Here is a 21427-nt window from a genome sequence, read left to right on the forward strand (position 1 = left end):
ACCATGCTGATCTCGATCCCCACCGGGGTGAAGGTATTCAACTGGGTCACCACCATGTGGCGCGGTTCACTCACCTTCGAAACCCCGATGTTGTGGGCGATTTCCTTCGTGGTGCTATTCACGATTGGTGGTTTTTCCGGCTTGATGCTGGCCATCGTGCCGGCCGACTTCCAGTACCACGACACCTATTTCGTGGTGGCGCATTTCCACTACGTGCTCGTCACCGGCGCGCTGTTTGCGATCATCGCCGCGATCTATTACTGGTGGCCGAAGTGGACTGGCCGCATGTACAGCGAAACGCTTGGCAAGATCCATTTCTGGTGGACCATGGTGTTCGTCAATGTGCTGTTCTTCCCGCAGCACTTCCTGGGCCTGGCCGGCATGCCGCGCCGCATCCCGGATTACAACGTGGTGTTTGCGGATTGGAACCTGGTCAGCTCGATCGGTGCGTTTGGCATGTTCGTCACCCCGTTCTTCATGGCCTTCCTGCTGCTGCATTCGAAGAAGCATGGTGCCAAGGCTGAAGCGCGTGCGTGGGAAGGTGCCAAGGGCCTGGAATGGACGGTGCCGTCGCCGGCCCCGCATCACACCTTTGAAAAGCCGCCGGTGATCCGCGACGGCGATCTGGCGCATGGCGATGTCCACCACTGAGACGGCCAGTCTGATGTCACGCGACTCTGCCGCAGCCGACCCCGTCATCGAGGCGCGCCGCAAGCGCGCCAAGCGCACCGCGTTGCTGCTGGGCGGGATTGCACTGCTGGTGTATGTCGGCTTCATCGTGCTGACCGGGATGGGGCGCTGAGCATGGCGGGCATCCGCGAGTTGGGGGTGTGGAAGATGATCGGCGTCGTGCTGCTCGCCTTCGGCTTCACCTTCTCGCTGGTGCCGCTGTACCGCATCGCCTGCGAAAAAGTGTTTGGCATCCGGCTGGAGCAAGGGCCGGTGGCCGCCACCCGTGATCAGGCCGACCCCCATGCACGGTGGGTGACGGTGCAGTTCGATGGCGGCGTGAACTCCAAGCTGCCGTGGAAATTTGCTCCCGAGCAGCGTTCGATGCAGGTGCAAGTGGGGCGGCAGTACCAAGCTCTGTACTTTGCTAGGAACGCAGCCGATCGCGCCATTGTTGGCAGCGCGGTGCCATCCGTGGCGCCGGCGCGGGCATCGGGTTATTTCAACAAGACCGAGTGTTTCTGCTTTACCGCGCAGACCTTGGCGGCCGGTGAATCGCGCGACATGCCAGTACGCTTTATCGTGGATCCATCGTTGCCGGCTGGCGTGAAAACCATCACCTTGTCGTACACCTTCTATAAAAACGAGGCGATGACCGCTGCACTTGCATCGGCACATAGCCAAACCGGAGCGGTTCGCGCCGCGCCCTGACCCTTTTTGAACTTTCGGAAAACCACCATGGCCAATGCACACGCCGCGCACGGCAGCCACGACCAGGACATCTACTTCGTTCCGCACGGCAGCAAATGGCCGGTGTTTGCCTCGGTGGCGTTGTTCACCACCATGGTCGGTTTTGCGTGCTGGTTGAACGAAGTCAGCTGGGGCCGCACGGTGTTCTTCATCGGCATTGCCAGTCTGTTGGCGATTTTGTTCAAGTGGTTTGGCGACGTGATTCGTGAATCACTGGCCGGGCATTACAACAAGCAGGTGGATGTCTCATTCCGGATGGGGATGGTGTGGTTCATCTTTTCGGAAGTGATGTTCTTTGCAGCCTTCTTCGGCGCGTTGTTCTACGCACGTCAGTTTGCGATGCCGTGGCTCAATGGCGAAGGTCACGGGGTTGTCACCCATGAACTGCTGTGGCCGGGCTTTTCCGCCGGTTGGCCCAGCAACGGCCCGGCCGATATCGGCGGGGCTTACCAGACCGTGCCGGCGTGGGGCTTGCCGCTGCTGAACACGCTGATCCTGCTGACATCCGGCGTGACGGTGACGATTGCCCACCATGCACTGAAAGAAGCCAAGCGCGGCGCATTGATGTTGTTCCTAGGGCTGACCGTGCTGCTGGGTTGCCTGTTCCTGTACTTCCAGGCCACCGAATACATCCACGCCTATCACACCCTGAACTTGACCTTGGGCTCGGGGATCTACGGATCCACGTTCTTCATGCTCACCGGTTTCCACGGCGCGCACGTGACCTTGGGCACGATCATGTTGGCAGTGATGTGGCTGCGCTGTGCCAAGGGTCATTTCAGCAAGGACAACCACTTTGCGTTTGAAGCGGTGGCCTGGTATTGGCACTTCGTCGACGTGGTCTGGCTGGGCCTGTTCCTGTTCGTTTACGTGCTGTGATCTTCCTGCTCTCCGCGACGCGGGGAGAGGGCGGCACAAAAAGAGGCCGGCGATGCCGGCCTTTGTGCGTCAAGTGGTATCAGGGTTCAGCCCGGCGCACGGCCCACGCCATGTGGGGTGATCCAGCCCAGTTTGATGGCCAACACCACAAACAGGATCAAACCGATACTCAGGGCAATCCGTTTGGTCAGCGAATTGACCGTGCGCTTGGTCTGGCCTTTATCCACCAGCATGTAATACAGGCCAGCACCCAAGTTCCACAGGATGAGGATCAAGAAACCCACGATGAGCAGAATTTTCAGCGACTCGTTCACATCTCTCTCCAAAGCCGGGCAGCCGCGGGCAAGCCGCATTGATGCGGTGGATGATACGGTGCAATGAGCGCAATCACGCGGCGATTGTTGGTGTGGTGGTGGCTGGCACTGCTGCTGGCGGCCGGGTTTGCGTGGTTGGGGCGCTGGCAACTGGCGCGCATGCACGAAAAACAGACAATGCTGGCGCAGGCGCAACAAGCCTTGGATCACAGCCATCCGCAGCCGCTGCTGCTGGCATCGGATTCCAAACGCGCCTCCAATTACGACTGGTCAAGCGGGCAGGGGCGGATTGCCAACGTCACCGTGTGGCTGGACAACCAGCAGCACGCAGGGCGCGCAGGTGTGCGCATGTATTGCGTATTGCTGCCCGATATCGGCAGTCAAGCGGTGTTGCTGGATGCCGGTTGGTGGCCACTGAATGGCACACGCACGCTGCCTGTGTTTGGCTGCCCGGCCCACGCGGAGCAAGCGGTGCGTGGTCTATTGGCCGCGCCGCCGGCCGAAGGCTTGCAGTATGGTCAAGCGCTGGCCAGCTTGGGTGAACATCGCTGGTTGGCGGCGCGCATGGATGTGCCTGCGCTGGCCAGGGCATTGCACCTGCCCACCGGCATTGCACCCCGCGTCCTGCGACTGGATCCTGCACATGCACACGGCGATGCCGGCGTGATGTTGGCACCGGGCGAGCGTGATCTGGACATCCTGCCCAACACCCTGACCCCCGAGCGTCATTTAGGCTATGCAGTGCAATGGTTCGGGCTGGCGATCACGGTGTTGGTGGTGGCCTTGGTGCTGACGTTCAAACGAAAGAAGACATCATGAGTGACGCAACTCCCGCAACGTCGGCACTACGCCACAATCGCAAGACCTTGCTGATTGTGCTGTTGCTGTTTTTTGGCGTCATGTTGACCGCCGGCGCACTGCGCTTTGCCGGCTGGCGGCCGCACGGAATGAAGAACAAAGGCGAGATGCTGCAACCCTATGGCGATCTGCGCAGTTATTCGCCGACCTTGGCCGATGGCAAGTCCTACCGCTGGCAAGACAGCCCGCGCACGTGGCGCATGGTGACGATGCCGCGTGATTGCGAGGGTGCCCGTCGCGCTGCCTGCCAACACCTGCTGGAAAATCTGGACAAGGTGTGGCGGTTGATGGGGCGCGAGGCTGACCGCGTGCATGTGCTGTGGGCCGGCGCGGCTCCAGTGCCGCTGGATGGGCTGCGCGAGGTGTATCTGCTGCGTGCCGATGCCGGCCTGCGCGCAGGCCTGACGCAGGCAGACGTGGCCACTGGCGATAGCGACCCGGTGTGGCTGGTAGATCCCAACGGATTTGTGGTGCTGCGCTATGCACCCGGCTTCGACCCCGGGGATTTGCGCACCGATCTGGCGCGCTTGCTTAAAATCAATTGAAGCGCTTGCCTAAAACAAAAAGATGATGCTGATGTCTTCCTCCCCGCGTTCCGTGCTGTATCGCCATTTCCACCGCATCGCCTGGCTGGCGGTGGCACTGGCGGCGTGTGTCATCGTGTTTGGCGCGTTTGTGCGGCTGTCCAATGCCGGCCTGAGCTGCCCCGATTGGCCGACCTGCTACGGCCAGGTGGCATGGCCCACCAATGCTGCGCAAGTGACCGACCACGCCGCCACCGCGATCCGCCCGGTGGTGCCGCACAAGGCGTGGCGCGAGCAGTTCCATCGCATGATTGCAGGCTCGCTGGGGGTGCTGGTGCTGGTATTGGCGTTGCTGGCCACGCGCAAGCGCCCGCAGGGCTGGCAGCACGTGATCGGTGCCGCGTTGGCGGTAGCGCTGGCGATTCCGTTGTATATGCGCGGGCAACATGGCGCGGCCTCGGCCCTTGCGGTGTTGGGCGAAGCGTTGCTGTTGCTGGGCGTGGTGCGCTGGTCGAATGTGGATCTGGCGCGCTCGGCCACACTGACGCTGGCCGTCATCATCTTCCAGGCGTTGCTGGGAATGTGGACGGTCACCTGGCTGCTCAAGCCCATTGTGGTGATGGGGCATCTATTGGGCGGCCTGACCACCTTTGCTCTGCTCAGTTGGATGGCATGGCGCGCCACCGACATCCCGCTGATCAGCGGCGACGCGTGCAAGCTGCGGCGCTTGCTGTTGATCGGGCTGGGATTGCTGATGGTGCAAATCGCACTGGGCGGCTGGACATCGGCCAATTACGCAGCATTGGCCTGTGGTGCTGAATTTCCCAAATGTGCCGGCGCGTGGTGGCCGCAACATGATTTCGCCGAAGGCTTTGTGCTGTGGCGCGGGATTGGCGTGGATTATGAAGGCGGGGTGCTGGACAACACTGCGCGGGTGGCGATCCAGTTGGCGCATCGGCTGATGGCGGTGTTGGTGTTCGGTCATTTGCTGGCCGTCGCGGCGCGCCTGCTGCGCAGTCCCGGTTTGCGCGGCTGGGGCGTGTTGCTGGGGCTGCTGCTGTGCACGCAGGTGGGGCTTGGTATTGCCAATGTGATGTTGTCGCTGCCATTGCACATCGCGGTATTGCACAACGCTGGCGCAACCGCATTGCTGTTCGTGCTGGTGACCTTGCTGGCGCGCCTGCGTCCACCGGAGGCTTGAGCATGCGTGGTTCGCTGGCATCGCAATATTGGACGTTGACCAAACCGCGCGTGGTGGCGCTGATCGTGTTCACCGCGATCATCGGCATGCTGCTGGCGATCGGGCCCGGCGATGTGTGGCCGTGGCCGCGCCTGCTGGCCGGGACGTTCGGGATTTGGCTGGCGGCGGCCAGTGCGGCGGCCATCAATCATCTGCTGGATCAACGCATCGACAAGGTGATGGCGCGTACCGCCGAGCGCCCGTTGGCCACCGGCGCGCTGACACCCATGCAGGTGCTGGTGTTCGCCATCGTGCTGGGCGTCGCCTCCATGAGCATCCTGCTGCTGTGGGTCGATGTGGTGTGCGCGGCGCTGACGTTTGCCTCGCTGATTGGCTACGCCATCGTCTATACCGGTTTTCTCAAGCGTGCCACCCCGCAGAACATCGTGATTGGTGGCTTGGCCGGCGCCGCACCGCCGCTGTTGGGCTGGTCGGCTGTCACCGGCATGCAGCAAGCGCACGACTGGGAATACGCGCTGCTATTGGTGCTGATCATCTTCGTGTGGACGCCGCCGCATTTCTGGGCCTTGGCCATTTTCCGCCGCGCCGACTATGCGCGTGCGCTGGTGCCGATGTTGCCGGTCACGCATGGCGTCACCTACACACGCTGGCAGATCCTGCTGTACACAGTGCTGTTGGTGGTGGTGACGGTGCTGCCGTGGGCGGCACGCATGAGCGGCCTGTTTTATCTGGGTGGCGCGCTGGTGCTGGGCGCGGTGTTCTTGTGGTATGCGTGGAAATTGCTGGATCCACCGGATGAGTTTTTTGCGATGCGTACCTTCAAATATTCCATCGTGTACCTGATGGCGTTGTTTGCATTCTTGCTGGCCGATCACTGGCTGCTGCCGTTGTTGCAACCGGCCGCCGCACTGGAGTTTGCACCGGCCTCGTGAGCGATTTATTCGCCGCAGACACCGTCGGCACGCGCACCGAGTTGGCCGCGCAAGCTTGCGTGCTGCATGGGTTTGCATTGGCGTTCAAGGACGCATTGCTGGCGGGTATCGAGACCATCACCGGCAATGCGCCGTTTCGGCATCTGGTGACGCCTGGCGGGCATGTAATGCAAGTGGCAATGACCAATTGCGGGCATTTTGGCTGGGTCAGTGATCGTCGCGGCTATCGCTACGAGGGGCATGATCCGCAAACAGGTCTGCCGTGGCCCGCGTTGCCCGAGGCGTTCCTGCAATTGGCGAACGCAGCAGCGGCGGCGGCCGGTTTTGCGGATTACCGGCCCGATGCCTGCCTGATCAATCGCTATGTGGCGGGCACCCGTCTGTCCCTGCATCAGGACCGTGACGAAGATGACCGCGTGGCGCCGATTGTGTCGGTATCACTGGGGCTGCCTGCCACGTTTCTATTCGGTGGGTTTGCGCGCGGTGATAAAACCGTGCGGGTGCCGCTGCTGCATGGTGATGTGGTGGTGTGGGGCGGCGCAGACCGCATGCGCTTTCATGGCGTGTTGCCGATCCAGCCAGGCCGGCACGCGGTGCTGGGTGAGCAACGCATCAACCTGACCTTTCGTAAGGTGCGCTGATCGCAAGAATCGGAGTGTGCGCCGCGGCGTGCATCGCTAAAGTAAGCCTATGCAAAGTCCCGCTGCCTCACCTGCTGCACTCCATGCCGCCTGCGTGGCGGCGGCCTGTCGTCAAATCGAGACTGCCAGCACGCCGCCTTCGCTGGCGGAGCTGGCAGCGCAAGCGGGCCTCAGTCCCCATCATTTTCATCGGGTGTTCAAGGCGATCACCGGGGTGACGCCCAAGGCCTATGCCTCTGCACAGCGTGCGGCTGCGCTGCGCACGGTGCTTTCCGCGACGCAGACGCGGATCACCGATGCCATGTTGGATGCCGGCTTCAATACCAATAGCCGCTTCTATGCGCAGGCCGATGCCATGCTGGGCATGAAGCCGACGCAATACCGCGATGGTGGCCGTGCGGCACGCATCGAGTTCGCCTTGGCGCAATGTGCCTTGGGTGCGCTGCTGGTGGCGCGCAGTGGCCGCGGGGTGTGCGCCATTGCATTGGGCGATGCACCGGAGCCGCTGCTGCATGAATTGCAGGATCGCTTTCCACACGCCGAACTGGTGGGCGGCGATGCCGCGTTCGAGCAACTGGTAGCGCAGGTGGTGGGGTTTATCGAAGCACCCAATCTTGGTCTGGATTTGCCGTTGGATATCCGCGGCACCGCATTCCAGCAACGGGTGTGGGATGCATTGCGCAAAATTCCGGCGGGCCAAACCGTGAGTTATGCGCAACTGGCGCAACACATTGGAATGCCATCCGCCAGCCGCGCGGTGGCACGCGCTTGCGCCGCCAATACGCTGGCGGTGGCGATCCCCTGCCATCGCGTGGTGCGCAGCGATGGTGCGCTATCTGGCTATCGATGGGGGGTGGAGCGCAAGCGTGCGTTGTTGCAACGTGAGGCCAAGCCACAGGGCGAGGCGCGCTGAGTATCAACGTTGCAGCATCGCCTGCAGCAGCGCACGCAGCTCCTGCTTGCCTGCGTCGCCAAGCGCACCGTCGCGCTGCAGCTGCTGCAGTTCCTCACGGCGCTGTCCAAGGGCTTCAGCATCCAGTCGTTCAATGTTGTCGATAAACACTTGGCGAAGGACATCGTCCTCGCCCGGCAGTTCCAGCACGGCCAGCTTCTGCAGCGCGACGGCTTCCTCACGCTCGGCGAAGTGCTCCAGCAGCAGGCCGGTGGTGATATCCGGGCGCGCGTGCACCAGCAGCACCAGCTCCGAGAGCAACTCGATGCCGGGCTGCCGCAGCGCGGCGAAGCGATAGGGCGGGGTCAGCGCCAGCGCGAAGCCCGGGCGATGCAGCAAATGGGTGATTGCACTGCGGATGAGGCTGGGTTTTTGCGATGGGTTGGCAGGTGCGTGGCGCTGCATGCGCGGCGGCGGTGGCGTGCTGCCGCTGCGCACGCCGATGCCGGTCAGCGTGGTCAGCCGTTGTTGCATCAAATCACCGAAGGCCCCCTCGGGAATCTGTGCCAGCAGCGGTTTGCAGCGTTCGGCCAAGCGCGCCTTGCCGTCCAGGCTGCCCAGATTCACATCGACGGATAGCGATGCATAGAAAAATTCGGAAAGCGGGGTGGCCTGCCGCAGGCGCGCATCAAACCCTGCCACACCTTCTTTGCGCACCAGTGAATCCGGATCTTCGCCATCGGGCAAAAACAGGAACAGCGCCTGCCGGCCGTCTTTCATCCGCGGCAGCACCGACTCCAGTGCCTTCCACGCGGCGGCGCGGCCGGCGCGGTCGCCATCGAAACAGAAAAACACATCCGGTGCGTTGCGAAACAGCAGCTCGGCGTGGTCGGGTGTGGTGGCCGTGCCCAACGTGGCCACGGCCTGCGAGACCCCGTATTGCGCCAGCGCCACCACGTCCATATAGCCTTCCACCACGATCAGGCGGTCGAGTTTCTGGTTGGCTTGCCTGGCTTGCCACAAGCCATACAGTTCGCGGCCTTTGTGGAACAGCGCGGTTTCCGGCGAGTTGAGGTATTTGGGCGAATCCTCGGGGTCGATCACGCGGCCGCCGAAAGCGATCACGCGGCCGCGGCGGTCGTGGATCGGGAACATCAGGCGGTCGCGGAACTTGTCGTACACGTGGCCTTTGTCATTCTTCGAAAACAGCCCGCCGCGTTCCAGCAATTGCATGCGCTGCGGGGAGCTGCCAAGCGCATCGCGCAGCGCATTGAAGCCATCCGGTGCATAGCCAATCGCGTAGCGTTCAAGGATGTCGGCGGCGATACCGCGCTGGGCAACATAGGTCCGCGCTTTGTCGCTGCGCGCCAGTTGCTGGCGGAAAAAATCGGCAGCGTCTGCCATCGCGCCGTAGAGGTCACGGGTTTCCGGATTGGCATTGCGCTGGGCGGTATCGCGCGGCACCTCCATGCCCACCCGGCGCGCCAGTTCTTCCACTGCGTCCAGGAATTCAAGACGGTCGTACTGCATCAAAAACGACAGTGCGGTGCCGTGTGCGCCACAGCCGAAGCAGTGATAAAACTGCTTGGTTTGCGAGACGGTGAAGCTGGCACTGCGCTCGTCGTGGAAGGGGCAGCGCGCTGCGTATTCCTTGCCTTGCCGCTTCAGCGGGACGCGCGCACCGACGATCTCGACGATATCCGAGCGCGCCAAGAGTTCATCGATGAATGCGTCGGGAATGCGGGCCATGCGTTGGGATTATGCGGCTTACAACTCGTCGCGTGCGGCCAGTGCGTGCAGCGCATCACCCTGCAGTCGTTGCACGGTCCATTCGTCCATACCCACCGCGCCGATGCTGCGGTAAAAGCCAATCGACGGCGTGTTCCAGTCCAGCACACTCCATTCAAAACGCCCGCAGCCACGCTGCACCGCCAGCCGCGCCAAGGTGGCCATCAGGTGTTTGCCAAGGCCGGCACCGCGAAATTGCGGGCGCACGAACAGGTCTTCCAGATACAAGCCGCGCTGGCCCAGAAATGTGCTGAAGTTGTGGAAGAACAGCGCAAAGCCGGCCGGTTGCCCATCCACTTCGCCAAGCAAGACTTCTGCCGCCGGCTGCGCGCCGAACAGTTGTTCACGCAACGCCGCATCGGTGGCCACGGCGGCATCGCGCATGCGTTCGTATTCGGCCAATTCCACGATCAGTTGCCGAATCAGCGGCACGTCGTCCGGCGTGGCGGGACGGATGGCGATGAGGGTATCAGTCATGGCGGGATTCGCGGATCAGGACAGTTTCTGCTTCACCAGCTTGCTGACCAAGCCCATGTCGGCTTGCCCGGCAAGCGCCGGCTTCAGTACGCCCATCAGCTTGCCCATGTCGGCGGCAGACGCTGCGCCGGTGGCGGCAATGGCCTTGTCGATTTCAGCCACAATCGCGGCCTCGTCCATCTTCGCCGGCAGATAGGCTTCGATCACGCCCAGCTCATAGCGCTCGATCGCGGCCAAATCTTCGCGTGCGGCGGCTTCGAACTGGGTGATCGAGTCCTTGCGCTGCTTGACCATTTTTTCCAGCACGGCCAGCACCAGCGGGTCGGTCATGTCGATGCGTTCGTCGACTTCTTTTTGCTTGATCGCGGCATTGATCAGGCGGATGACGCCCAGGCGGTCTTTCTCGCCAGCCTTCATCGCGGATTTCATATCGTCGGTCAGTTGCTGTTTCAGGCTCATGGTGGCCTCCAGTTCAATAATCAAATTGCAGAAACGCGAAAAGCCGGCCACGCTTGCACGTGCCGGCTTTCGCAGACCCCAACCGCGCTTAGTACATGCGCTGGCGCTTGGTGACGTCGCGTGAGCTGCGGCGCGCCTGACGCTTCACGGCGGCAGCGGCTTTACGCTTGCGTTCCTGGGTCGGCTTTTCGTAGAACTCGCGCTTGCGGGTTTCGGCCAGCACGCCTGCCTTTTCGCAGGTGCGCTTGAAGCGGCGCAGGGCAAATTCAAAGGGTTCGTTTTCGCGGACTTTGACGCTGGGCATCGGGGAAATCTCGATTCTGGGAAACCGCCCGTCTGGTGGGCGAGCCGTGCATGATAGCAGTCAAATCATTTCCGGCGCAAGATAGGAGGATGAAAGTCCTTGGCATCGAATCTTCCTGCGACGAAACCGGCGTTGCCGTGTATGACACCCATATTGGCGGCGCGGCGGGCCTGCGCGCGCATGCGGTGTACAGCCAGATCGCCCTGCACGCCGAATACGGCGGGGTGGTGCCGGAGCTGGCCAGCCGCGACCATGTGCGCAAATTGCTGCCGCTGATCCGGCAAACCTTGGCCGAGGCGGGCTTGGGGATGGGCGATATCGACGGTGTGGCCTACACCGCCGGCCCCGGGCTGGTGGGCGCCTTGCTGGTGGGCGCCGGGGTGGCGCGTTCGCTGGCGTGGGCGCTGGACGTGCCCGCCATCGGCGTGCATCACATGGAAGGGCATTTGCTGGCGCCACTGATCGAGGATGACGCGCCGCAGCCGCCGTTCGTGGCCTTGCTGGTCTCGGGCGGGCACACTCAGCTGGTGGCGGTGGACGCCATCGGTCAATACCGGCTGCTGGGCGAAACGCTGGACGATGCCGCCGGTGAGGCCTTCGACAAAACCGCAAAAATGATGGGCCTGCCGTACCCGGGCGGCCCGCAGCTGGCCAAATTGGCCGAATCCGGCACGCCGGGAGTGTTCAAGTTTTCGCGCCCGATGACCGACCGCCCCGGCTTGGATTTTTCCTTCAGCGGCTTGAAAACGCAGGTCTTGCTGGCATGGAAAGGCAGCGACCAGAGCGCGCAAACCCGTGCGGACATTGCGCGCGGGTTTGAGGATGCGGTGGTCGATACGCTGGCGATCAAGTGCGCGCGCGCGCTGGATGCGGCCGGGTGCGGCACGCTGATCGTGGCGGGTGGGGTGGGGGCGAACAAGCGCCTGCGCGCCAAATTGACCGAAATGTGCGAACGCCGCGGCGGCCGCGCCTGCTTCCCACGCCCGGCGTTGTGTACCGACAATGGCGCGATGATTGCGTATGCCGGCGCGCTGCGGCTGGTCGCCGGCCAGCACGAGGACGCCACCATTCGCGCCGTGCCGCGCTGGGATATGGCAGAACTGCCGCTGGTGTGAGCCGGGCAGTGGCAGTCGTCGCGAGATAGCCGGGTATTCGCTGCGCGGCTTGAAATGCCGCTACGCGATTCACCGAACGGTCTCGCCGCCACGGGCAGGGTTCAGCCGGTATCCTGTTTCCATGACCGACATCGTTTTTATCGAAGGCCTGCGCATCGACGCCCTGATTGGGGTGCATGCCCGCGAGCGCCACACGCCGCAGCCGCTGCTATTTGACATCCACATGCGCTTTGACAACCGCATCGCGGCCACTAGTGACACGCTGGCCGATGCGTTGGATTACGAAGCGGTGAGTGCGCGGTTGGCTGGCTACATCGCGCAGACCGATTTCATGCTGGTGGAAACGCTGGCCGAATGCTGCGCCGATTTGATCCTGACCGAGTTCGGGGCCAAGGGTGTGCGCCTGAAACTTGCCAAGCCCGATGCGCTGGCCAATGCGGCGGCGGTGGGCGTGCAGATCGAGCGCGGGAGTTTTTCGTGAGCGTGGTGCTGGTCACCGGCGCGTCGCGCGGGATTGGTCGCGCCATGGTGGCGCGCTTCGCACGCGAAGGCTGCACGGTGATTGCCTGCGCACGCGGGGAAGCCGGCTTGGCGGCATTGCGCGTGGACGTTGCCGGCATTGAAACGCATGCCTGCGATATGCGCGATGCGGCATCGGTCGATGCGTTGGCGAAAGCCGTGTTGGCCCGGCATGGCGCGGTGGATTTGCTGGTCAACAATGCCGGCGCATATCGGCCGGGGCAGATCAGCAATGAAGACGACGATGCCTTGCTGGACATGTTGCAAGCCAATCTGTTTGGCGCGTATCGGCTGAGCAAACGACTGTTGCCGGCGATGATCGAACGGCGCCGCGGAATGGTGTTGAACGTGTGCAGTACCGCGTCGATTGCGGCGTATCCCAATGGAGGTGCCTACAGCATTGCCAAGCACGCGTTGTATGGGTTTTCGCGCAATCTGCGTGAAGAAATGAAGCCGCATGGCGTGCGCGTGGTGGCGCTGTTGCCGGGTGCCACCTTGACCGATTCCTGGGCGGGGGTGCCACTGCCGGACGCGCGTCTGATGCCGGCAGATGATGTCGCTGAGGCGGCGTGGATGGCGTGGGTGATGTCCGCGCGCACGGTGATCGAGGACATCGTGATGCGTCCGCAGTTGGGTGATATCAGCGACAAGGATTTTGCATGAACGAGACGGTGACCATTCGCCTTGCCAAGCAGGCGATGAAATTTTCGGCCGCGCACTTCACCATTTTTTCTGCCAGCGAGCGTGAGCGCCTGCACGGCCACAATTTCCGCGTGGAAGTGGACATCGAAGCGCACATGCTGGGCAATGGCATGTGCTTTGATTATGGCATCTACAAAGACACCGTGATTGCGCTGTGCCGTGAATTGAACGAATGGATGATCCTGCCCACACGCTCGCCATACCTGCAGATTGAGGAGCAGGGCGAGCATGTGATCGCGGTGTTCAATGGCCAGCGCATTCCGTTTTTGCGCGCCGATGTACTGCTGTTGCCGATCGAGAATGTCACGTTGGAAGAATTTGCCGCACATTTTTTGACGCGGCTGACGGCCGATCGCGACGAGCTGCGCCAGCACCGCATTCGTGCGATTGAAGTGCGGGTGTTTTCCGGCCCCGGGCAAAGCGCGGGCCGTCGCCTGCGGGTAGACCCATGAGTCCGCTGGGCGCGCCTTCTGCCGATGCGCAAGCACATAGCGCGCATCTGCGCGAGGTGATCCAGGAGCAGATCATCGCCGCCGGCGGCAGCATCCCATTCTGGAAGTACATGGAGCTGGCGTTGTACACGCCGGGTTTGGGCTATTACAGCGCCGGGGCACATAAATTCGGCAAGGGCGGGGACTTCATTACCGCGCCGGAGCGCTCGCCTTTGTTTTCGGCTGGCGTGGCCACCGCGATTGCCCCTGCCTTGCGGCAGGCAGGCAAAGGCGCGGTGTTCATGGAGTTGGGCGGCGGTAGCGGTGCGTTTGCCGAAAGTTGCCTGCTGGCCTTGCAAGACATCGGCGTGCTGCCAGCGCGCTATGCGATGTTGGAACCCAGCGCCGACCTGCGCCAGCGCCAGCGCGAGCGCTTGCAGGCGCAGCTTCCTGCTGAATTGTTTGCGCGTGTGGAATGGTTGGATGGGCCGATTGCAGAGATTTGGAATGGCGTGTTGTTTGCCAATGAAGTCATAGACGCACTGCCGGTGCCGCGCTTTGTGATTCGCGCGGGCGAGGTCATGGAAGAACACGTCGCGCTGGATGGCGAAGGGCGCTTTGTGCGTACTGAAAAACCCGCCGATGCAATGTTGATTGGCGCGGTGCGCAATATCGAACGCCGCTTGCCAGAACCTCTGCCAGAAGGCTATCGCAGCGAAGCCTTGGCGCAATTGCCGTACTGGATGCAGGCGGTGGTGGGGGGGCTGCAAAACGGCGCGCTGCTGTTGATCGACTACGGTTATGCACGCAGCGAGTTCTACCAGCCCGAACGCAGTGATGGCACCTTGCGCGCCTTCCGCCAGCAGCATGTGACCAACGACGTATTCGCATGGCCGGGCCTGCAGGACATCACCGCGTCGGTGGATTTCACTGCGGTGGCGGAAGCTTGCGTGGGGGCGGGCTTCGAGTTCAGTGGCTATTGCTCGCAATCCAGTTTCTTGCTGGGCAATGGCCTGGAGCGACATCTGCAGGCGGCAGAAGCGCAGGCCGCCGATGAGGTGGCGCGCCACAATCTGCGTCAGCAGGTCAAACACCTGACCTTGCCCAGTGAAATGGGCGAGCGCTTCCAGGCGATTGGCTTCCAGCGCGGTGTGGAGCTGGATGCGGCGTTCTTGCTGGGTGACTTGAGCCACCACTTATGACAACACCGCCGCGCCACTTTGGGCGCTCACTCAAGCCTTTCCATTACCCACGTGCATGGATGGTGCTGTGGATATTGGCCATCGCGATTGTGGTTGCCGGTGAGTTGTTGCCGGGCAAGGATTTGCCGTCGCTGTCGATGAGCGACAAAAGCGAGCACTTCATTGCGTATGCGTTGCTGTCGGCCACTGCGGTGCAGTTATTTGCTCGGCGCTTGTCGTGGGCATTTGTGTGCTTGCTGCTCGTGTTGATGGGCATTGCGCTGGAGTTTTTGCAGGGGGCCATGGGGTTGGGCCGCAGCATGGATCGCTATGACGCACTGGCCAATACCATCGGGGTGTTGATCGGTCTTGCTACCGCATTCACGCCGCTGCGGGATCTGTTGCTGTGGGTGGATCGACGCTTGTCATCTAGGAACTGAAAGGAAAGCATCACGATGCAGATAGTGGCCAACACCGCGCCACGGCGTTTTGTTTCGGTGGATGTGCTGCGCGGCTGGGCGGTGGTGGCGATGCTGTTGGTCAACTATCCCGGAAGTTGGGATCATGTCTTTGCACCGCTGGAGCATTCCGAATGGAATGGCTTCACACCCACCGATTTGATCTTCCCCCATTTTCTGTTTGTGGTGGGCGTCTCGATTGCGCTGGGCCTGCGCCCGGGGGGATCGCTATCCAAGCTGTGGTTGCGCGCATTGCGGTTGGTGGTAGTGGGCATGGGTCTGTATCTGGTGGCCATGTGGGGCTACGACAAAGCGCACTTCCGCGTCTGGGGTGTCTTGCAGCGCATCGGCCTGTGCTACGGCGTGGCCGCTACGCTGGCGTTGACGCTGCACCCACGCATGCAATGGGCGGTTATCGGCGGCATTTTGCTGGGCTATTGGGTGCTGCTCGCATGCAATGGCGGCTATGTGCCGTGGGACAACCTGGCCAGCCGCATCGACACTTGGTTGGCGGGCGTGCACAACTATCAATTCGATGCCGCCATCGGCAAAGCGCATGACCCGGAAGGCTTGCTGAGTACCTTGCCGGCGATTGCCACCACCCTGCTTGGCGTGCGCGCAGGTAGCTGGTTGCGTGAGTATGGCGGCAGCCGTTTGTTGCTTGCGGGGCTGGTGATGCTGGCCATCGGCTGGCTGTGGCATCTGCTGATGCCGATCAACAAGAATCTCTGGACGTCGTCATATGTGGTGTACGCCGCCGGCTGGTCGCTATTGCTGCTGGCACTGTTTCATTGGTTGTTTGATCTGCGCGGCGCGTACCCCTTGGGGCGCAGTATGGGCATCAATGCCATCACCGCGTATGCCGGTTCGTGGTTGATGGCCTGTGTCTTCGAAAAGCTGGGCGTATTTGCAGCGGCCTATGCGCAGGCTGCGGCGTTGCTGGATGCAGGCAAACTCGCGTCATTGACCGTGGCGGTGGTGTTCGTCGCGTTTTGGTGGCTGTTGATGTGGGCGATGGAAAAGCAAGGTTGGCGGATCACGATTTAGCCGCCGCAATCGCGGCGCTACGCGCCTTGCGCAACGCCTCGCCAAATGCGGGGCCGCGGATGCCTTGTGCTGCGATGGCATCACTGCGTACCGCCAGCGCCGCCGCATGCAACCGACGCAAGGTGTTGGCCTGCGGGTACGCGGTTTCAGCATGACCCAACCGCCCACGCGCATCGGCTTCGCACACCGTGGCCAGCTGGTCGATGCGAGCCGGTTTGCGAAAGCCATCGCAACGGGCGATCAAGTCGTGCACGGTGCTGGGTTTGAGTTCGTCGATGCGATGCACATTGAGGTGCTCGCGGCAGCACAGCATCGCCAGCTCGCGATATTCGGCGGGCACTTTCAAGCGCTCACTCAAGGCCTGTGCGGGCGCGACGCCGCGATGCTCGTGCAGCAAATGGCGTGGCCATTCTGCGGCCGGTGTCAGGGCTTTGCCCAAGTCATGGCAGAGCGCGGCGTAGCCAATGGCATCCTCGCCCGGAGCCAGCTGCGCAGCCATGTCGCAAACCAGTTCCAGATGCGTGCCGGTATCCACTTCCGGGTGATAGTCCACGCGCTGCGGTACGCCGTAGAGGGCGTCCACTTCAGGCAGCACCGCATGCAGGGCATTGACTTGCCGCAGCGTGTGCAAAAATGCCGAAGGCTTGGTGCTGCGCAGGGCTTTGCCCAATTCTTGCCATACGCGCTCCGGCACCAGTGCGTCTAATTCGCCGCTCGCGGCCATTTGCTGCATCAGCGCCAAGGTTTCGGGGGCGATGGTGAAGCCCAGCGACGCAAACCGTGCCAGCAACCGTGCCGCACGCAGGATCCGCAATGGGTCTTCGGTGAACGCTTCGCTGACATGGCGCAACACCCGCGCCTGCACGTCGGCCACACCGCCAAATGGATCCACCAAATGGCCATCATCGGCACGCGCAATTGCGTTGATGGTGAAATCACGGCGACGTAAATCGTCATCCAAACACACCGATGGGTCGGCATGCACCACAAACCCGGTATAGCCGCGCCCGGATTTGCGCTCGGTGCGCGCCAGCGCGTGTTCCTCGCCGGTGTCGGGGTGCAAAAACACGGGGAAATCCCGGCCCACCTGCTTGAAGCCGGCATCCAACATCTGCTGCGCGGTTGCGCCCACCACCACATAGTCGCGGTCGCCAGGCGTCAGCCCCAACAAGGCATCGCGCACGGCGCCGCCGACGAGATAGGTTTGGGTGGTGGCTGGAAGTGGCGTGGGCATGCGGGTTTATCGGCGTTTTTGCGGTTTGTTGGCAGGTGGCGCTACTGTAGGCGGCGCTGCGGTTTTTACCGCGTCAGGGACTGGGCATTCAAAGCCCTTGCGCGGGCCGGTGGTGATGCCCAAAAGGCGGTCGGACAGGCGCAGGGCATCGCCGTTGAGACGCCAGTCGTAGACGGTGCTGAAGCTGAGCACGCGGGCGACGTATTCGCGGGTTTCCTTGTAGCCGATGGTTTCGATCCAGAGGTCGGGATCGATATCCGGACGTTGACTCACCCAGCGGTTCAGCGGTGCCGGGCCGGCGTTGTAGCCGGCGATGACTTGATAGGGCTTGCCGCCATAGCGGTCCATCAATTGCCGCAGATAGGCGCTGCCCAAGGTGATATTGGTGTCGGCATCAAACAGACTGTCACCGCCGCCCCAGGCCAGCCCAAGCTTGGCGGCTACGCTGGCACCGGTGCCAGGCAGGACTTGCATCAAGCCACGCGCATCGGCGGCCGAGCGTGCATTGGGGTCGAATACCGATTCGGCGCGGATTTCAGCGGCCACCCACGCCGGGTCCAGATGGTTGCGCGTGGCTTCGCGGCGAATGCTGGCCTCGTGATGCAGCGGAAAACGCAGCTGATACAGGCGTTGTTCGTCCGGATAGCGTTTACCGCCCACATTGACCAGCGCGAACACGCCACGGTCGAACCAGCCATTGTCCTGCGCCACTTCCACTGCCAACCGGCGCTGCTCATCGGTAAAGCCGGACAGCGCGTCGTTCCATTCGCGCACTGCCCAGCCTTTACGGTCCAGCATGTACAACTGCAAGGCGCGCACCATGGCCGGACTGCGTGCCACGATGGCTTTGGCGGCGGCGCTGGCATCCAGCTGCCACGGGCAAAGGGCATAGGGCTGGTTCAAACGGTCGGCGGCCAGAAAGCCGTAAAAATCGGTCTTGCGTGCCGCCTGCACATACAACGCCTTTGCGCTTGCGCTATCACCACCGAGTTCGCTGGTGCGGGCGGCAAAATACAGCCAGCGTGAATCGTTGCGCTGGGCATCGGGCATCTTGCGGATGGCGGCCAGGGCGGCAGGCCAATCGCTGCGGGTCAGTGCCTCACGCACGCGCCATTCGCGCAGGTTGTCATCGAAGGCCGATTCGGGCACCGCGGCCAACCGACGTGCGGACTCCGGCAGATACGAGGCCACTGTCCATAGCGCGATCTGCGCCAGCACGCGGCCATTATCCGGCTCGCCAAACGCCAATGTTTTTGCGGCCGATGGCAGCAACGCTTCGGCGCGATCCGGCGCACTTTTGGCAAGGCGTGCCAACGCCATGGAGGCCACCAAGCGGCTGCGCGGTGTTTTTGGCCAAGTGTCCAGCGCGGCATCGGGTTTATCGAAAAACGCCGCATACGCATTGGCCTGCGCGGCATCAGCGGCAGGCAGGCCGCGTGCAATGCTGCGCATCACGGCGGGTTGTGCGTCGCTGACCGCCAAATCAAAACGCTGCCAGCGCAGCGCATCACTCAATTCGCCACGCGCTGCGAGCAGCGCAAACGGGGCATCGCAACTGCCGGGCAGGGATTTGCCGCTGCTGCGCCACAGTGCTTGCGCATCATTCGTCCACGTCTTGTCGATGCGGTTGCTGGCAGCCAAGGCGGTGAGGCGCTGGCAACGCAGGCCGGCATCGTCGATGCTGGCATCCCACAAATTCAAAAAGGTTGGCCACTCATTGCGCTTGGCAATCGCGTTCAGCCATTCGTTGCGAAAGGCATCACCCACGGCCTCGCCTTTATGCGCCGCCAGGAACGCATTGCCGCGCACCAGCGGCAAGCTGTCCAGTTGTTTGCGCAACGAGGCGTACTCCAGCCACGCCGCCAATGGCTGGCTGCTGAAACCGGCCAACGCCAGGTCATTCAAACCGCCACGCGATGCGGCATCAAACGCCGCTTTCAATGCCGGGTCGGGTGCGGCAATCCTGATGGGTGAGCGCTGCAGTAGCGGGCTGGGACGCGGGTTGGCGGTTTGTGCCGCAGCCGTCACACCGCACAGCGCCATTGCCAATATGGCCACCATGGCCGAGGTGAACTTGTGCATGACGTGACTATAGCTGGAGCGCAGCGTTGCGGGGCAGTGGGTATTTAGTGCCATCCAGCAAACCGCAGAGCTGAGCTTGCCCCAAGCCAGGCTGTTTGGACGGGCGTTCGTGGAATGGGGGCAGGATCAATGGGGTTCCCCTTGCCTGCATGACGGCAGCTTGGAGGGTCAGCTCTCGGTTCCGGTGCGGAAATGGAGTGTCCACTGGCGCATAGGCAACTCAGAAAAGCTCACGGTATCGGCTGTTTTGCGCCTGATGTGACGTCATGCAGGGGCTCAAAGATTCTGATAATTCGGCCCGCTGCCGCCTTCCGGGGTGACCCAGTTGATGTTTTCGTAGGGGTCTTTGATGTCGCAGGTTTTGCAATGCACGCAATTGGCGGCGTTGACCTGGAGGCGTTTGCCGGCGGCATCTTCCACCATTTCATAGACACCTGCAGGGCAGAAGCGGGTGCATGGGTTGGCATATTCTTTGGCGCATTGGCTGACGCAGACGTCGGTGTTGAGCACATGCAGGTGCACCGGCTGGTCTTCGTCGTGCGAGGTGGCGGCGTAATAGACGCTTTGCAGGCGATCACGCGGAATCAGCGTGCGCTCCACATAGTCGCGCTTTGGAGCTTCGAACTGGCCGAGCTTGTGCAGTGATGACCAGTCCGCTTTGTTCTTCAAGGTCCACGGTGAATAACCATTGGTGACGGTTTCCCAAGCGGCGTTGAGCATGCCAAACCACAACCCTTTCTTGAACGCGGGTTTGATATTGCGGACAGTTTTCAATTCCGCCATGGCGTCGGAGGCACGCAACTTGGCGTCAAAGCCGTCTGCTTGTAATGCGCTGCTCACCAAATGTTCGGCGGCCAACATGCCGCTGCGAATGGCCTGGTGAGTGCCTTTGACCTTGGGCACGTTGAGCAACCCTGCGGTATCGCCAATGAGCAATGCGCCGGGCATGTCGCACCTGGGCAAGGATTGATAACCGCCGGTGACAATCGCACGCGCGCCGGCCGACAGGATGTTGCCGCCGTCCAGCAAAGGTTTGACCATCGGGTGATTTTTCCATTGCTGGAATGCTTCCCATGGCTTGTAGTTGGGGTCGGTGTAATCCAGCCCGCTGACATAGCCCAGCGCAATTCGGCCTTGGTCGAGGTGATACAGGAAACTGCCGCCATAGGTGTGGCTATCGGCCGGCCAGCCAAAACTGTGCACGATTTTGCCGGGTGTCACGCGTTCTTCCGCGACCTGCCATAGCTCTTTGATGCCAATCGAATAGCCTTGCGGGTCGCAATCGGCATCCAGTTGGAAGCGTTTGATCAGACGCTTGGTCAAGTGGCCACGTGCGCCTTCGGCCAGCACGGTGACTTTGGCGTGGATATCAATGCCGGCGGTGAAGCCGGGTTTGTGCGCGCCGTCCTTGGCCACACCCATATCGCCGATGCGCACGCCGATGACCTTGCCGGATGCGTCATGCAGGGTTTCGGCTGCCGCAAAGCCGGGGTAGATTTCCACGCCCAATGCTTCTGCCTGCGGTGCCAGCCATGCACACATGGCACCCAAGCTGATGATGACATTGCCGTGATTGGCCATACCTGGCGGCGTTGGCAATTTGTGGCCGCCGGTTTTGGTGAGCAACCAGAACTCATCATGCTTGGCATCGATGCAAATCGGCGGTGGATTGCTGCGCCAATTGGGCAGCAGCGCATCCAGCGGGCCGGTTTCGATCACTGCACCGGACAGGATGTGCGCGCCGATGTTGCTGGCCTTTTCGATCACGCACACGGTGATTTCGGGATTGAGTTGCTTGAGTCGAATGGCAAACGACAGCCCGGCAGGGCCGCCACCAACTGTGACGACGTCGTATTCCATCACGTCGCGTTCGATGGACGCGGTAGCAGGCTGGTTCATGCGGATCTCCTTGGACTCACTGCAATTGTCCGGGCTTTGATTCGAGCCGGCAATCCAGAACCGCAATTTGC

Annotated in this window: 25 protein-coding genes; 17 read left to right on the top strand and 8 right to left on the bottom strand. The window is 62.1% G+C overall.

Going from position 1 to position 21427, the window contains the following annotated elements; translation table 11 throughout:
- The 4 genes from QWB57_RS06390 to QWB57_RS06405 form a co-directional block, all read left to right on the top strand.
- Positions 1-651 (top strand): cbb3-type cytochrome c oxidase subunit I (locus QWB57_RS06390; RefSeq protein WP_288968834.1); only part of this gene is annotated, 651 nt, incomplete at its 5' end.
- Positions 638-802: a hypothetical protein gene (locus QWB57_RS06395; protein ID WP_288968836.1), complete on the top strand. Its 165-nt coding sequence runs from the start codon at positions 638-640 to the stop codon at positions 800-802. The genes QWB57_RS06390 and QWB57_RS06395, both read left to right, overlap by 14 nt.
- 2 nt (positions 803-804) lie before the next feature.
- Entirely contained in the window at positions 805-1380 is a 576-nt protein-coding gene (locus tag QWB57_RS06400) for a cytochrome c oxidase assembly protein (protein WP_223625547.1), read from the top strand.
- 27 nt (positions 1381-1407) lie between these two features.
- Positions 1408-2298: a cytochrome c oxidase subunit 3 gene (locus tag QWB57_RS06405; protein WP_223625550.1), complete on the top strand. Its 891-nt coding sequence runs from the start codon at positions 1408-1410 to the stop codon at positions 2296-2298.
- Positions 2299-2384: 86 nt separating this feature from the next.
- Here the strand turns inward: QWB57_RS06405 and QWB57_RS06410 are convergent, their stop codons facing one another.
- On the bottom strand, positions 2385-2612 hold the full coding sequence (locus QWB57_RS06410; protein ID WP_223625553.1) for a twin transmembrane helix small protein: 228 nt from the start codon (positions 2610-2612) through the stop codon (positions 2385-2387).
- A 63-nt stretch (positions 2613-2675) separates the two neighbouring features.
- On the opposite strand from QWB57_RS06410, the gene QWB57_RS06415 reads away from it, so the two are divergent.
- Genes QWB57_RS06415 through ada form a run of 6 tightly spaced genes read left to right on the top strand, consistent with a single transcriptional unit; the run spans position 2676 to position 7681 of the window.
- Positions 2676-3431: an SURF1 family protein gene (locus QWB57_RS06415; RefSeq protein WP_288968838.1), complete on the top strand. Its 756-nt coding sequence runs from the start codon at positions 2676-2678 to the stop codon at positions 3429-3431.
- The gene (locus QWB57_RS06420) at positions 3428-4015 is read left to right on the top strand and encodes a hypothetical protein (protein WP_288968840.1); all 588 of its coding nucleotides are present in this window, start codon (positions 3428-3430) and stop codon (positions 4013-4015) included. The genes QWB57_RS06415 and QWB57_RS06420 overlap by 4 nt, the downstream gene beginning before the upstream one ends.
- A 31-nt stretch (positions 4016-4046) precedes the next feature.
- Positions 4047-5195: a COX15/CtaA family protein gene (locus QWB57_RS06425; protein ID WP_223625561.1), complete on the top strand. Its 1149-nt coding sequence runs from the start codon at positions 4047-4049 to the stop codon at positions 5193-5195.
- Between the two features lie 2 nt (positions 5196-5197).
- Positions 5198-6127 (top strand): heme o synthase, encoded by a 930-nt coding sequence (gene cyoE / locus QWB57_RS06430; protein WP_223625565.1) that lies wholly within the window; start codon positions 5198-5200, stop codon positions 6125-6127.
- Positions 6124-6768, top strand: coding sequence for a DNA oxidative demethylase AlkB (alkB, locus tag QWB57_RS06435; RefSeq protein WP_288968843.1), 645 nt, complete (start codon positions 6124-6126; stop codon positions 6766-6768). The genes cyoE and alkB overlap by 4 nt, the downstream gene beginning before the upstream one ends.
- A gap of 49 nt (positions 6769-6817) precedes the next feature.
- Entirely contained in the window at positions 6818-7681 is an 864-nt protein-coding gene (gene ada / locus QWB57_RS06440; RefSeq protein WP_288968845.1) for a bifunctional DNA-binding transcriptional regulator/O6-methylguanine-DNA methyltransferase Ada, read from the top strand.
- A 3-nt stretch (positions 7682-7684) separates the two neighbouring features.
- Here ada and dnaG read toward each other — a convergent pair whose 3' ends face one another.
- The 4 genes from dnaG to rpsU form a co-directional block, all read right to left on the bottom strand.
- Entirely contained in the window at positions 7685-9409 is a 1725-nt protein-coding gene (gene dnaG / locus QWB57_RS06445) for a DNA primase (protein WP_288968847.1), read from the bottom strand.
- A gap of 18 nt (positions 9410-9427) precedes the next feature.
- The gene (locus QWB57_RS06450) at positions 9428-9925 is read right to left on the bottom strand and encodes a GNAT family N-acetyltransferase (RefSeq protein WP_288968848.1); all 498 of its coding nucleotides are present in this window, start codon (positions 9923-9925) and stop codon (positions 9428-9430) included.
- A 15-nt stretch (positions 9926-9940) separates the two neighbouring features.
- Complete coding sequence (locus QWB57_RS06455; protein WP_288968849.1) at positions 9941-10384, bottom strand: GatB/YqeY domain-containing protein; 444 nt, start codon at positions 10382-10384, stop codon at positions 9941-9943.
- Between the two features lie 88 nt (positions 10385-10472).
- Complete coding sequence (gene rpsU, locus QWB57_RS06460) at positions 10473-10688, bottom strand: 30S ribosomal protein S21 (protein ID WP_115647413.1); 216 nt, start codon at positions 10686-10688, stop codon at positions 10473-10475.
- A gap of 89 nt (positions 10689-10777) precedes the next feature.
- On the opposite strand from rpsU, the gene tsaD reads away from it, so the two are divergent.
- From tsaD to QWB57_RS06495, 7 genes are all read left to right on the top strand, one after another.
- A complete protein-coding gene (gene tsaD, locus QWB57_RS06465) occupies positions 10778-11803 on the top strand; it encodes a tRNA (adenosine(37)-N6)-threonylcarbamoyltransferase complex transferase subunit TsaD (protein WP_223625588.1) in 1026 nt (341 codons plus the stop codon).
- 121 nt (positions 11804-11924) lie between these two features.
- Positions 11925-12284, top strand: coding sequence for a dihydroneopterin aldolase (gene folB, locus QWB57_RS06470; protein WP_223625591.1), 360 nt, complete (start codon positions 11925-11927; stop codon positions 12282-12284).
- On the top strand, positions 12281-12985 hold the full coding sequence (locus QWB57_RS06475) for an SDR family oxidoreductase (RefSeq protein ID WP_223625594.1): 705 nt from the start codon (positions 12281-12283) through the stop codon (positions 12983-12985). Before folB ends, QWB57_RS06475 begins: the two co-directional genes overlap by 4 nt.
- A complete protein-coding gene (locus QWB57_RS06480; protein ID WP_223625597.1) occupies positions 12982-13476 on the top strand; it encodes a 6-carboxytetrahydropterin synthase in 495 nt (164 codons plus the stop codon). Before QWB57_RS06475 ends, QWB57_RS06480 begins: the two co-directional genes overlap by 4 nt.
- Positions 13473-14657 carry an SAM-dependent methyltransferase gene (locus tag QWB57_RS06485; protein ID WP_288968854.1) on the top strand — a complete coding sequence of 395 codons (1185 nt, stop codon included), beginning with the start codon at positions 13473-13475 and terminating at the stop codon, positions 14655-14657. The genes QWB57_RS06480 and QWB57_RS06485 overlap by 4 nt, the downstream gene beginning before the upstream one ends.
- On the top strand, positions 14654-15076 hold the full coding sequence (locus tag QWB57_RS06490; RefSeq protein ID WP_288968855.1) for a VanZ family protein: 423 nt from the start codon (positions 14654-14656) through the stop codon (positions 15074-15076). Before QWB57_RS06485 ends, QWB57_RS06490 begins: the two co-directional genes overlap by 4 nt.
- A 15-nt stretch (positions 15077-15091) precedes the next feature.
- Complete coding sequence (locus QWB57_RS06495) at positions 15092-16141, top strand: heparan-alpha-glucosaminide N-acetyltransferase domain-containing protein (RefSeq protein ID WP_288968857.1); 1050 nt, start codon at positions 15092-15094, stop codon at positions 16139-16141.
- On the opposite strand, the gene QWB57_RS06500 is transcribed toward QWB57_RS06495, so the two are convergent.
- From QWB57_RS06500 to QWB57_RS06510, 3 genes are all read right to left on the bottom strand, one after another.
- Positions 16131-17375 carry a multifunctional CCA addition/repair protein gene (locus tag QWB57_RS06500; protein ID WP_288968859.1) on the bottom strand — a complete coding sequence of 415 codons (1245 nt, stop codon included), beginning with the start codon at positions 17373-17375 and terminating at the stop codon, positions 16131-16133. The genes QWB57_RS06495 and QWB57_RS06500 overlap by 11 nt on opposite strands.
- Before the next feature lie 6 nt (positions 17376-17381).
- On the bottom strand, positions 17382-19457 hold the full coding sequence (locus tag QWB57_RS06505; RefSeq protein WP_288968860.1) for a lytic transglycosylase domain-containing protein: 2076 nt from the start codon (positions 19455-19457) through the stop codon (positions 17382-17384).
- A gap of 276 nt (positions 19458-19733) precedes the next feature.
- Positions 19734-21356, bottom strand: a complete 1623-nt coding sequence (locus tag QWB57_RS06510; protein WP_288968861.1) for an electron transfer flavoprotein-ubiquinone oxidoreductase — start codon at positions 21354-21356, stop codon at positions 19734-19736.
- Between the last annotated feature and the right edge of the window lie 71 nt (positions 21357-21427).

This window comes from uncultured Thermomonas sp. (assembly GCF_937872235.1).
In the GTDB taxonomy this organism is placed as follows: Bacteria; Pseudomonadota; Gammaproteobacteria; order Xanthomonadales; family Xanthomonadaceae; genus Thermomonas; species Thermomonas beijingensis.